Origin of the sequence: Nocardioides donggukensis (assembly GCF_014842875.1) — a bacterium.
Taxonomy (GTDB): domain Bacteria; phylum Actinomycetota; class Actinomycetes; order Propionibacteriales; family Nocardioidaceae; genus Nocardioides; species Nocardioides donggukensis.
The window spans coordinates 731,279-742,722 of the sequence record NZ_JACYXZ010000003.1 but is presented as its reverse complement, the minus strand read 5'-3'; the positions used below and the strand labels follow the sequence as shown (position 1 = coordinate 742,722).

Genomic DNA, 11,444 nt, shown 5'->3' with positions numbered 1-11,444 from the left:
GTTCCTTGGTGACGACCTTCAGGACTGCGACCCGGGCTTTCGACATGCCCAGGCACTGTGACCGATGTCGCGACTCATGTGGGACGTGTCAGTAGGGACCTATGTCGTGAACCCAGGCACCCTCAGCTCCACCGAACCCGCTGGTCAGAGGCCATGCACGGATCCTGAAACAGGAGACGAGCATGGCCTCTCGGGATTTCGTGAGCACCACATCGGTCTGAGGTGATGGTGGCGACGGTGCGGTACACGGGGAAGTCGCAGGGCCAGGGGCATCGGCGGATCGTGCGCTGAGGGGACAACGTCGTGCACCAGCGGGATATCGACGCGGCTCACCGTAGGTGAGGCTTCGAACGCAGGCTCCGGCGGCGGAGCCCCCGGAAGGAGTGCGAGATGAACGACCAGCAGGTGCCCGAGGCCATTGCCCAGGCGTTGCAGGACGCGGACGCCGCTCTGGCGCGGCTCGACGACGCTCTCGGTCGGCTCAGCGACGGCGACCTCCACCGCGCCCACCGCGACGGTGGCTGGACCGTGGCGCAGGTGGTCTCGCACATCAACATGTGCTCGATCCTCTGGCTCGGCGACATCAAGCGGCTCGAGAACGACCCCGACGTCGACTTCTTCTTCCGTGAGGAGGTGGGTCACGACATGGTGGGCTACCCGCCGCCGACGATCGACCTGGCCCGCCAGCAGCTGGCCAGCACCCGGCGTACGCTCGCGACGGCCGGCCCCGCGGTGTCCGCGGAGGTGCTCGCACGCACCGTCACGATCCCCGACCTCGGCACGATGACCGTGGAGGAGTGGTCGCCGCTGATCATCGGACACGCCTCGGGCCACGCCGAGCAGGCCTTCGAGATCATGCGCGACCGCGAGTTCGCCCCCGAGGGGATCTGATGCGCGCAGCCGTCCTCACCGCGCTGGAGAGCATCGAGCTCCAGGAGCGGCCCGAGCCGGAGGCGGCACCCGGGTGGGTGGTCGTCCAGGTGGAGTCGGCCTCGCTGTGCGGCACCGACGTGCACCAGTACGACGGGCGCATCGACACGCCGTTCCCGCGCGTTCCCGGCCACGACTTCTCCGGCCGGGTCGCCTCGGTGGGGGAGGACGTCGACGAGTCGTGGGTGGGTCGCGCGGTCGCCGTGAAGCCGTCGCTGCCCTGCGGGGACTGCCCGGAGTGCCACACCGACAAGCCGTTCGACTGCAAGAGGAAGAAGCTGATCGGGCTGTGGTCCGACGGCTGCATGACCGAGCGGGTGGCCGTGCCGGTCGTCAACCTGATCCCGCGTCCGGACGGCGTGGAGGCGTGGCAGGCCTCGCTGCTGGAGCCGCTCGCGGTCGGCCTCAACACCGTCGACCGCCTCCGGATCATCCTCGGCGAGTCCGTCGTCGTGCTGGGCCAGGGACCGATCGGCCTCGCGCTGACCCGTCTCTGCGCGCTGTCCGGCGCCGGCAAGCTGATCGTCACCGACGCGCGGGAGGCCCCGTTCGAGGTGTCGCGGAGCTTCGGCGCGACCGACTGCGTCAACGTCGCCGAGACCGATGCCCAGGAGGCGATCCTCGAGCTGACCGACGGAGTGGGTGCCGACATCGTCATCGAGACGAGCGGGTTCCCGGCGTCGTCGGCGATGTGCCTCGACGTGGTGCGCAAGGAGGGCAGGCTCGCGCACATCGGCTGGGCCAACGACCTGCCGCCGCTGCCGGTCATCCCGATCATGGCCAAGACGCTGACCGTGTACGGCGTGGGGGGCAACGGCGGGCGCGGTCAGTACGAGCGGGCCCTCGAGCTCGTGCGCTCGGGCCGATTCGACCTCGACCCGCTGGTGACGCACCGGTTCTCGCTCGACGACGTCGCCGAGGCGTTCGACGTGGCCTCGTCGAAGGCGGGCGGGGCGATCAAGGTGATCGTCAGCCCGTAGGCCGGACCGCCCGGCTCAGCCGGCCGCGCGCTTGTAGGGGTCCGGCGGGAACCACCCGCGGTCCACGACCTGCTGGGCCCAGGCGTCCAGACGCTCGACCACACGGTCGAGGTCCTCACCCAGGGCCTCGACCACCGCCGACGACGCCCGGTCGGTCGCCTCCTCCAGGTCCTCGCGCAGGCGGCGGCCGGCGTCGGTCAGCCGGCCGTCGTCCACCCATCCGCGCTGCTCGAGCGAGCCGGTCCCGGCACTCATCGCCTCCGGGCTCCAGGCGCGCGAACCGGTGTAGCTCAGCGGGTCCCAGCCGACCCACAGCTCGGTCAGCTGGTTGGCCTGTACGCCGTCCAGGCCGGCCGCGACGAGCGCCGCCAGGTGTCCGTCGCCCCGGTGCTCGCGCGGGATCGAGCAGGCGTGCCACAGCTGGCCGACCAGGTCCTCGGGCCACGGCAGCGCGGTCAGACCCGCGTGCAGCGCGCGCCCCGTGGGGTCGGCCGCCTCGGTCGCACGTCGCAGCACGGCCACGACCTCGGCGAGGTCGTCGGGCTCGCCGAGGCACTCCCGGAGGGCGGCCACGGCGCCGCGCTCCTTGGCACCGCGGACCTCGGCCACGCCGCAGGTCGCGCGACCCGACCGAAACAGGTCTGCGACCAGGCCGGGCTCGAAGACGCCGAAGGCCGCCGCGGCCACCGAGGGCTCGACGTCGCCGAGCACGCAGCCCCGGCCGTAGACGTAGCCCTGCAGGAAGTCGAGGCCGAGCGCGGCGTACTCGTCGTAGACCGGCTCGCTCCAGAAGCAGATCGTGGCCAGCGGCTCGATCGCGTCGCGCAGCCTCCTGCCGGGGCTGCTCCAGTCGAGCGTGCGAACCTCACCGTCGCGGCCGCCGAAGAAGGCGGCCCGTGCTTCTGCGTAGTCCATGGGCGGGATCGTGCACCCGTTCCGGGTGCCCGCACCAGAGCAGCGTGCAGGGTCTGCAGCGAGGGGACAACACCCTGCACGGGCCGGATATCGAGGGATCCGGGCCTCGTGGAGGCTGCTGCCACCCCCGTTCGAGGAGAAGCCGCCTGATGAACCCGTTGCCCACGCCGATCGTCGACGTCGTGGAGGTGGGACCGCGCGACGGGCTGCAGAACGAGTCACGGACGCTGGCCGTGGACACCCGCGTCGAGCTGATCCACCGGCTGGTCGCGGCCGGCGTACGGCGGATGGAGGCGGTGAGCTTCGTCCGTCCCGACCGGGTGCCGCAGATGGCCGGCGCAGAGGAGGTCCTCGCCGCGCTGCCGGTGCGTGAGGACGTCGACCTGATCGGCCTCGTCCTGAACCGCCGTGGGGCGGAGCGTGCGGCCGAGACGACCTGCGACGAGCTCAACATGGTGGTGCCGGTGACCGACGGGTTCGGCACCCGCAACCAGGGCGCCCCCGTCGAGCGGTTGCTGGAGGAGGCGGCCGGCGCGGTGCGGGTCGCCCGCGCGGCCGGCAAGTCGGCGTCGGTGACCCTGGCGGTGGCGTTCGGCTGCCCGTTCCAGGGGGTGGTCGAGGTGGCGCAGGTGGCCGAGGTGGTCGACCGGGTGGCCGACCTCGGGATCGACGAGCTGGCCTTCGCCGACACCGTCGGTGTGGGGGTGCCGACCCAGGTCGAGGCGCTGGCCGCCCTCGTGCGGGGTGACGAGCGGGTGCCGCGGCTGCGGTTCCACTTCCACAACACCCGCAACACCGGCTACGCGAACGCGTGGGCGGCCACCCGCCTGGACCTCTCGTCGTACGCCGGGCGAGTGTCGCTGGACGCGTCCGTCGGCGGCTTCGGCGGCTGCCCCTTCGCGCCCGCCGCCACCGGCAACATCGCGACCGAGGACCTGCTGCACCTGCTGCGGCGCACGGGGGCCGACGTCGCGGGCGCCGACGCCGACGACCTCGAGGGCCTCACCGGCACCGCCTCGTGGCTCTCGGACCGGCTGAGCAGCCCGGTGCCGGCGCTGCTCGGTCGAGCGGGCGACTTCCCGGCGGTGGCGTCGTGAGCCTGGATCCCGCGCAGCCGCTGGCCGGGATGCGCGTCGTCGAGCTGGGCAACTACATCGCGGCGCCCACCGCCGGCCGGCTGCTCGCGGACTTCGGGGCCGAGGTGATCAAGGTCGAGCGTCCCGGCACCGGCGACGAGCTCCGGTCCTGGCGGCTGTACGGCGGCGACACCTCGTTGCTGTACCGCACCATCAACCGCAACAAGCGCTCCGTCGAGCTCGACCTGCGCAGCGAGGAGGGGCGCGACGCGGTCCTCGACCTGCTGAGCCGGTCCGACGCGCTCATCGAGAACTTCCGGCCGGGCACGCTCGAGGGCTGGGGACTCGGACCGGACGTGCTGGCCGGCGCCAACCCGGACCTGGTCGTGGCCCGGGTCTCCGCCTTCGGGCAGACCGGGCCGATGGCCGGGCGCCCCGGCTTCGCGGCCGTGGCGGAGGCCTTCGGCGGGATGCGCGACCTCGTGGGCGACCCCGACCGGCCGCCGGCGCGGGTGGGGGTCTCGATCGGCGACTCGATCGCGGGCCTGTACGCCGCGTTCGGGGTGGTGATGTCTCTCCTGGACCGCGAGCGCCGACGTGCGGCCGGCGCGCCCGCCCTCTCCCCCGTCGAGCGGCACGTCGACGTCGCGCTGCACGAGGCGGTCTTCTCGATGATGGAGTCCCTGGTCCCCGACTACTCCGCGTTCGAGGTCCTGCGTCGGCGTACGGGCGGGCGGATGGAGGGCATCGCCCCCTCCAACGCCTACGAGTGCCGCGACGGCCGCTCGGTGGTCGTCGCGGGCAACGGCGACTCCATCTTCGGGCGCCTGATGCGCACCATCGGCCGCGAGGACCTGGCCGATGACCCGGAGCTGGCCGGCAACGCGGGGCGCTGGGCCCGGCGGGACGAGCTCGACGAGGCGATCGCGGCGTGGACCCGCGACCGCGACCGCGACGACGTGCTGCGCGTGCTCGACGAGGCGGCGGTCCCGGCAGGGCCGATCTACCGGGCCGAGGACATCCTGCGCGACGAGCAGTACCGCAGCCGCGGGATGCTGCAGGAGCTGCCGGTCTCCATCGACGGCGTACCGCGATCGGTCGCCTTCCCCGGTGTGGTGCCCGTGCTCGGACGCACCTCGCTCCCGGTGCGGCACGCCGGCCCGGACCTGGGTGCTGACACGCGGTGGCTCTTCGAGGAGGTACTCGGCCGGACCGTCACCCACGACCACGAGGAGGACACGGCATGAGCCACGTGGAGCCGGACGAGGAGGACCGCGCGGCGACGGTGCCCGACCTGGAGCTGCTGCGCGAGGTCTCGCGACGGGTGCTGTGGCTCTCCGCCGCGATCGTCGACGCCGCCAACCGCGGCCGCCCGGGTGACGGCACCAAGGTCGGGGGCCACCAGGCGTCGTCGGCCTCGATGGTCGACGTCATGGTGGCGCTCTGGTTCCACCAGCTGACCGCGCTCGACCGGGTCTCGGTCAAGCCGCACGCCTCGCCGGTGCTGCACGCGGTGAACTATCTGCTCGGCGACCTCGATGCGGCATACCTCCCGACGCTGCGCGCGAAGGGCGGTCTGCAGTCCTACCCGTCCCGCTCCAAGGACCCCGACCCCGTCGACTTCTCCACCGGCTCGGTCGGGATCGGGGCGACCGCGACCCTGTGGGCGGCGATCGCCCACCGCTACCTGCGGTCGCGCTTCGCGGACGCCCCGCCGGCGGGGCGCTTCATCAGCCTGCTGGGCGACGCCGAGCTCGACGAGGGGGCGATCTGGGAGGCCGTCGCCGATCCGCAGGTGGCCAGCCTGGGCGAGCTGCTGTGGGTCGTCGACCTCAACCGCCAGTCGCTGGACCGGGTGGTCCCGGACATCCAGATCCAGCGGCTGCAGGCGATGTTCGACGCTGCCGGGTGGCAGGTCGTCACCCTCAAGTGGGGCCGTCTGATCTCCGCGCTCTTCCAGCGTCCCGGTGGTGACCTGCTGCGCGAGCGACTGGAGTCGATGCCCAACGAGGAGTACCAGCGGATGCTGCGGGTCGACTCCTCCGAGGTCGCCGAGCGGATCATGGGCGACGACGGGCCACCGGAGCTGCAGACGCTCCTGCAGTCGCTGCCGACACCGCACCTGGCCGCGGCCGTGCGTGACCTCGGCGGTCACGACCTCGGGCTCCTCGTCGACACCTTCGAGTCGATCGACGACCATCGGCCGACCGTGGTGTTCGCCTACACCGTCAAGGGGCGCGGCCTTCCGACCGAGGGTCACCCGAACAACCACTCGGTGCTGCTGAACGAAGCGCAGATGCGCGCCCTGGCGGATGCCACCGGCGCCGACCTCGAGGACCCGTGGGCACCGTTCCCCGAGGGGTCGCCCGCCGCCGCGCTCGCCGTACGCCGGCAGCGGGAGCTGGCGCGCCGCCCGGTCGGCCTCACCGGCGAGCTCGACGTCCCGGACTCGCTGGGCCGCCCCTACCGCAAGGATGTCTCGACGCAGACCGCGTTGGGCCGGCTGCTCGCCGACCTGGTCCGCGACGCGCCGGGGCTGGCGACCCGCGTCGTGACATGCAGCCCGGACGTGGCCTCCTCCACCAACCTCGGGGGCTGGATCAACAAGACCGGGGTGTGGTCGGTCACCGAGCGTCGGGACTGGTTCGCGGACGACGCACAGCGGATCCTGCGCTGGTCGGAGTCGCTGAGCGGCCAGCACATCGAGCTCGGCATCGCCGAGGTCAACCTGGTGGGGCTGCTCGGCGAGCTGGGGGCGACCTGGTCGAGGTGGGGCGAGCGGCTGATCCCGATCGCCACGCTCTACGACCCGTTCCTCAACCGGGCGCTGGAGCCCTGGTCCTTCGGGCTGTACGCCGGCGGGCAGTCCATCCTGGTCGGCACCCCGAGCGGCGTGACCCTCTCGCCCGAGGGCGGGGCGCACCAGTCGGTGACCACGCCGTCGATCGGCATCGAGCAGCCGGGCTGCACCGCCTGGGAGCCGGCGTTCGCCCAGGACCTGGAGTGGTGCTTCCTGCACGCGATGAAGCAGGTCGGCGTGCCCGGTGGCACGTCGGCGTACTTCCGACTCTCGACGCGGCCGGTCGACCCGACCCTGGCCCGGGTTCCCGAGGACGACCTGATGCGTGAGCGACGTCGTCGCCAAGCGGTCGGTGGGGGCTACCGGATCACCGCTCACGCGCCCGCGGACGAGGACGTCGTCCTGGTCGGCGCCGGCGCCGTGATGCCGGAGGTGCTGGCCGCGGCCCGGACGCTCGAGGAGCAGGGCGTCGTGGCGGGCGTGGTCTGCCTGACGAGTGCGGACCTCGTCTTCCGCTCCTTCCAGCAGCGTGGAAGCCGAGGCACGGGTGAGGGGTCAGGCATCCTCGACCTGCTGCTCCCGCCCGCCTACCCCGCCCCCGTGGTGACCGTCGTAGACGGCCACCCGCACACCCTCGCCTTCCTCGGCGGCGCGCGAGGTGACCGGATCCGCTGCCTCGGGGTGAGCCAGTTCGGCCAGTCCTCCGACCTCGCCGACGCGTACGCCCTGCACGGCATCGACGCCTTCTCGATCGTCGAGGCGGCGCTCGACCTGTTGGGACGGTGACGTCACGCTCGCGCCGACTCTTGCCTAGTGTGACAATGGACACAGTGTGGCCGTGGAAGGGAGCGCGCGCATGCACCAGGAGTTCCTGGCGGGCGATGCCGTCATGGCGACGCGCAGCCTGGAGGAGGCCAGGGACGCCGTGACCCGGGTGTACCTCCCGCACGAGCTGGTCGGCCCGCAGGACGCCATGGACATGCGGCTCAACGCGACCAGTGACCGCTACCTGACGCTCGGCTACCTCACCTACCAGGCCGAGACCGAGCTCCGGATGCCCGCGGCCGAGCAGTGGTACCACATCAACCTGCAGCTGACGGGTGCCACGTGGGCCTCGCGGAGCGACGGGGGCCGGGAGCACACCCCGGCCCAGCAGCGGGGCCTGATCCTCAACCCGCAGCAGGCGAACACCGTGCGCTGGTCACCGGACGCCGAGCAGCTGATCCTCAAGGTCTCCCGCAGCAGCCTGGAGTCGCACCTCTCCGACCTGATCGGCCGGCCGGTCACCGAGATCGTCGACTTCGACTTCGGCCTCGACCTCTCCACCACGTCCGGCCAGGCCCTGTTGCGCTCCGTGGAGTTCCTCGCCACCGAGCTCGAGCGGCCCGGCGGGGTCCGCGACATGCCGTTGGCCAGGTCCCAGCTCGAGGCCTACGTGCTGACCAACCTGCTGCACGCGGGCCGCCACCAGTACTCCGACGCACTCGCGGGGGATGAGGACAAGGCCCGGCTGGGGCGCCTGGCGGCGGTCGTGCGCTACATCGAGGAGAACGCCGACGCCGAGCTGACCCCCGAGCTCCTGGCCCGCGTCAGCTGCGTCAGCGTCCGCACGCTGCACGCCGCCTTCCAGGAGCAGCTCGGTGAGTCGCCGATGGCCTACGTCCGACGGGTCCGGCTGAGCAAGGTGCGGGCCGACCTGCTGCGGGCCGACCCGCACCGCACCCGGGTCACCGACGTGGCGATGCGCTGGGGCTTCTTCCACCAGTCGCGATTCGCCCAGCAGTACCGCAGCCAGTTCCACGAGCTGCCCAGCGTCACCCTCCAGGCGGGTCGGTTGGAGGTGTGAGCCCGGTGCGCCGCTGCAGCCAGCGGACGTGGCTGAGCAGGCAGCGGATAGTGCCTGGTGCTGAGCGCTCGTAGCGTCGGCAGGACAGCTGGCCCGACGACCGAGGAGCCCACGTGTCTCTGACCGCACCCGTGACCACCGAGCTCGAGACCTTCGGGCTGTTCATCGACGGCCAGCAGGTCGACGCCCTGTCCGAGCGGACCTTCGAGTCCCAGAACCCCTACGCCGGCAAGCCGTGGGCGGTCATCGCGGACGGCGGACCGGAGGACGTCGACCGCGCGGTGGCCTCCAGCCGGGCGGCGTTCGAGGAGACCTGGCGGCCGATGTCGGGCTTCCAGCGCGCGGCGATCCTGCGCGACGTCGCCCAGGCGATCACCGCGAACGCCGAGCGACTGGCCCTGCTCGAGGTCCGCGACTCCGGAAAGCTCATGCGCGAGATGCGCGGCCAGCTCCAGGGTCTGGGCATCTGGTACTCCTACTTCGCCGGCCTGGCCGACAAGCTCGAGGGCCGAACGGTCCCGGCGCTGGCTCCCACGACGTACTTCGGGTACACCCTCCGCGAGCCCGTCGGTGTGGTCGGCGCGATCACCCCGTGGAACAGCCCGCTGCTCCTGCTGACCTTCAAGCTCGCCCCTCTGCTGGCCGCGGGTTGCACCTGCGTGGTCAAGCCGTCCGAGCACTCCCCGGCATCGACCGTGGCGTTCGCCGAGGTGCTGCACGAGGCCGGACTCCCCGCCGGAGTGCTCAACGTGGTGACCGGGTGGGACCGCTCCACCGGCGAGGCGCTCGCCGCCCACCGGGGGGTGGACAAGGTGGCCTTCACCGGCAGCACTGCCACGGGTGCCAAGGTGGCACAGGCGGCCGTGGCGAACATCAACCGGGTGACCCTGGAGCTGGGCGGCAAGTCACCCCAGGTGGTCTTCGCCGACGCCGACCTCGATGCCGCCGCCAACGGGTTGGTTGCCGGGGTGTTCGCCGCGACCGGCCAGACGTGCATGGCCGGGTCGCGCCTGATCGTCCACGAGGACGTGCGCGACGAGCTCGTGGCCAAGGTGGTCGCCCGGGCCGAGCAGATCAAGCAGGGTGACCCCACCGAGGCCGAGACCGAGATGGGACCGGTCGCCAACCGCCCGCAGTACGAGAAGGTGCTCGGCTACCTGCAAGGAGCCCGCGACGAGGGCTGGACGATCGCGACGGGCGGCGAGCCCAACGAGGACCTGGGTGGCCTGTTCGTCCGGCCCACCGTCGTCCTGGCCGAGCCCGACGCCACGATCGCGCGGGAGGAGGTGTTCGGCCCAGTGCTGACCGCCTACACCTTCCGCGACGAGGAGGAGGCCGTCCGGCTGGCCAACGACACGCCGTACGGCCTGGCCGGGGCGGTGTGGACCAAGGACGTGCACCGGGCGCACCGGATGGCCGCGGCCGTCCGGGCCGGCACGGTGTGGGTGAACGCCTACCGCGTCGTCGCCCCGAACATGCCGTTCGGAGGGTTCGGGCTCTCCGGCATCGGGCGCGAGAACGGCTCGTCCGCCGTCGACGAGTACCTCGAGAACAAGTCGGTGTTCGTGGAGCTCACCGGAGGCACGCGGGATCCGTTCAAGCTGGGGTGAGCGGCTCCGCGGTGCGGCCCTGGAACTCCAGGATCCGAGGATTGACCACCCGGCCGTCCCGGATCTCGATCGCGCGACTCAGGGTCTCGTCGGCGTCCCACGAGGCGGCGCCCTCGAGCACCGGCCGCAGGAACGGGATCAGTGCGTTGCTGTTCTCCCAGGTCGCCGAGCTCCACAGGTACGACGGGCTGTGGTCGACCGCGTAGTAGAGGACGTTGTCGCCCACGACGAAGGCCGGGTCGTCGAAGGTCGTCGGCCGAGCCCAGCTGAACCCCATGTCCAGGTCGCAGGACACGTCGACGATGACGCTGCCGGAGCGGAACGCCGCCAGGTGCTCCGAGCGCAGGTAGACCAGTGGCCGGGCGGTGTCCTGCAGGGTGCAGTTGACGACGATGTCGTTCTCGGCCAGGTAGGCGGCCAGCGGCTCGCGGCCCCGCTCGGTGATCACGTGGCTCAGGTGCTCGCCGTCCGGGTCGTGGTCGAACTGCCGGATCCGCACCGAGTGGATCGGTGAGCCCACGGCGGCCACGCCGCGGTTGGTCAGCACCGCCACCTCGTGCACGCCGTGGGCGTTGAGGGCGGTCACCGCGCCCCGTGCCGTCGCGCCGAACCCGATCACCACCGCGCTCAGGCGCCGGCCGTAGTCACCGGTCAGCCCCGCCAGCTCCATGGCGTGCAGCACCGAGCAGTAGCCGGCCAGCTCGTTGTTCTTGTGGAACACGTGCAGGCCGACCGCGCCGTCCCGGGTCCAGTGGTTCATGGCCTCGAAGGCGATCAGGGTCAGTCGACGGTCGATCGCGAGCTGTGTCAGCTCCGTGTCCTGGACGCAGTGCGGCCAGCCCCACAGCACCTGCCCGGGCCCCAGAGCCGCCACGTCCGAGTGCTGCGGCTTGGGGAGCAGGACGACATCGGAGTCCGCCAGGATCTGCGCACGCGAGGCGAACCCGGCGACGTGGGTGGCAAGGGAGTCGTCGCTGACGCCGAACCGGGCGCCGTACCCGTGCTCGAGGGTGATCCGCGCCCGCAGGTCGGCGTCCAGGTGCGGCAGGTGGTCGGGGTGCAGCGGCAGTCGGCGTTCGTTCTCCTTCGACGACGACCCGACCACACCGAGCCGCAGCAGCGTCACTTCTTCTTCGCCGGGTGGATCTTGTCCGAGAAGGTCTCCTCGGAACCCTTGTTGCGCTTCTCGGCGCGCTTCTCCTTGATGGACTTCCCGGCCTTCTTGGACATGCTCTGCCGTGGCGACTTGTCGCTCATGGGGATCTCTCTGAGAGGAAGCCTGAATGG

General features: G+C 71.9%; 10 protein-coding genes. 7 read left to right on the top strand and 3 right to left on the bottom strand.

The genetic code is table 11. The features are described 5' to 3' along the window. Positions 1–390 precede the first annotated feature (390 nt). Together IE331_RS13720 and IE331_RS13715 are read left to right on the top strand one after the other, a co-directional pair. Complete coding sequence (locus tag IE331_RS13720) at positions 391–891, top strand: DinB family protein (protein ID WP_192143959.1); 501 nt, start codon at positions 391–393, stop codon at positions 889–891. Beyond that, entirely contained in the window at positions 891–1,910 is a 1,020-nt protein-coding gene (locus IE331_RS13715; protein WP_192143958.1) for a zinc-dependent alcohol dehydrogenase, read from the top strand. The genes IE331_RS13720 and IE331_RS13715 overlap by 1 nt, the downstream gene beginning before the upstream one ends. A gap of 15 nt (positions 1,911–1,925) precedes the next feature. Here the strand turns inward: IE331_RS13715 and IE331_RS13710 are convergent, their stop codons facing one another. After that, on the bottom strand, positions 1,926–2,825 hold the full coding sequence (locus IE331_RS13710) for an SCO6745 family protein (RefSeq protein WP_192143957.1): 900 nt from the start codon (positions 2,823–2,825) through the stop codon (positions 1,926–1,928). A gap of 149 nt (positions 2,826–2,974) precedes the next feature. Between IE331_RS13710 and IE331_RS13705 the strand changes: the two genes are divergently transcribed. The 5 genes from IE331_RS13705 to IE331_RS13685 all read left to right on the top strand — a co-directional run bounded on the left by IE331_RS13705 (position 2,975) and on the right by IE331_RS13685 (position 10,157). Beyond that, complete coding sequence (locus IE331_RS13705) at positions 2,975–3,922, top strand: hydroxymethylglutaryl-CoA lyase (RefSeq protein ID WP_192143956.1); 948 nt, start codon at positions 2,975–2,977, stop codon at positions 3,920–3,922. Beyond that, the gene (locus IE331_RS13700) at positions 3,919–5,148 is read left to right on the top strand and encodes a CaiB/BaiF CoA transferase family protein (protein ID WP_201931784.1); all 1,230 of its coding nucleotides are present in this window, start codon (positions 3,919–3,921) and stop codon (positions 5,146–5,148) included. The genes IE331_RS13705 and IE331_RS13700 overlap by 4 nt, the downstream gene beginning before the upstream one ends. Continuing rightward, complete coding sequence (locus tag IE331_RS13695) at positions 5,145–7,487, top strand: transketolase-like TK C-terminal-containing protein (RefSeq protein WP_192143955.1); 2,343 nt, start codon at positions 5,145–5,147, stop codon at positions 7,485–7,487. Before IE331_RS13700 ends, IE331_RS13695 begins: the two co-directional genes overlap by 4 nt. 52 nt (positions 7,488–7,539) lie before the next feature. After that, positions 7,540–8,547 carry an AraC family transcriptional regulator gene (locus IE331_RS13690; protein WP_201931783.1) on the top strand — a complete coding sequence of 336 codons (1,008 nt, stop codon included), beginning with the start codon at positions 7,540–7,542 and terminating at the stop codon, positions 8,545–8,547. Positions 8,548–8,660: 113 nt separating this feature from the next. Next, complete coding sequence (locus IE331_RS13685) at positions 8,661–10,157, top strand: aldehyde dehydrogenase (protein ID WP_201931782.1); 1,497 nt, start codon at positions 8,661–8,663, stop codon at positions 10,155–10,157. Here IE331_RS13685 and IE331_RS13680 read toward each other — a convergent pair. Together IE331_RS13680 and IE331_RS16800 are read right to left on the bottom strand one after the other, a co-directional pair. Then, on the bottom strand, positions 10,144–11,283 hold the full coding sequence (locus IE331_RS13680; protein WP_192143954.1) for a N(5)-(carboxyethyl)ornithine synthase: 1,140 nt from the start codon (positions 11,281–11,283) through the stop codon (positions 10,144–10,146). The two genes, IE331_RS13685 and IE331_RS13680, sit on opposite strands and share 14 nt — an antisense overlap. After that, positions 11,280–11,414 carry a hypothetical protein gene (locus IE331_RS16800; RefSeq protein ID WP_263863366.1) on the bottom strand — a complete coding sequence of 45 codons (135 nt, stop codon included), beginning with the start codon at positions 11,412–11,414 and terminating at the stop codon, positions 11,280–11,282. Before IE331_RS16800 ends, IE331_RS13680 begins: the two co-directional genes overlap by 4 nt. Positions 11,415–11,444: the final 30 nt, after the last annotated feature.

Coding starts and splice junctions, on each gene's coding strand:
- IE331_RS13720 (WP_192143959.1), top strand. CDS start 391: ATGAACGACCAGCAGGTGCCCGAGGCCATTGCCCAGGCGTTGCAGGAC.
- IE331_RS13715 (WP_192143958.1), top strand. CDS start 891: ATGCGCGCAGCCGTCCTCACCGCGCTGGAGAGCATCGAGCTCCAGGAG.
- IE331_RS13710 (WP_192143957.1), bottom strand. CDS start 2,825: ATGGACTACGCAGAAGCACGGGCCGCCTTCTTCGGCGGCCGCGACGGT.
- IE331_RS13705 (WP_192143956.1), top strand. CDS start 2,975: ATGAACCCGTTGCCCACGCCGATCGTCGACGTCGTGGAGGTGGGACCG.
- IE331_RS13695 (WP_192143955.1), top strand. CDS start 5,145: ATGAGCCACGTGGAGCCGGACGAGGAGGACCGCGCGGCGACGGTGCCC.
- IE331_RS16800 (WP_263863366.1), bottom strand. CDS start 11,414: ATGAGCGACAAGTCGCCACGGCAGAGCATGTCCAAGAAGGCCGGGAAG.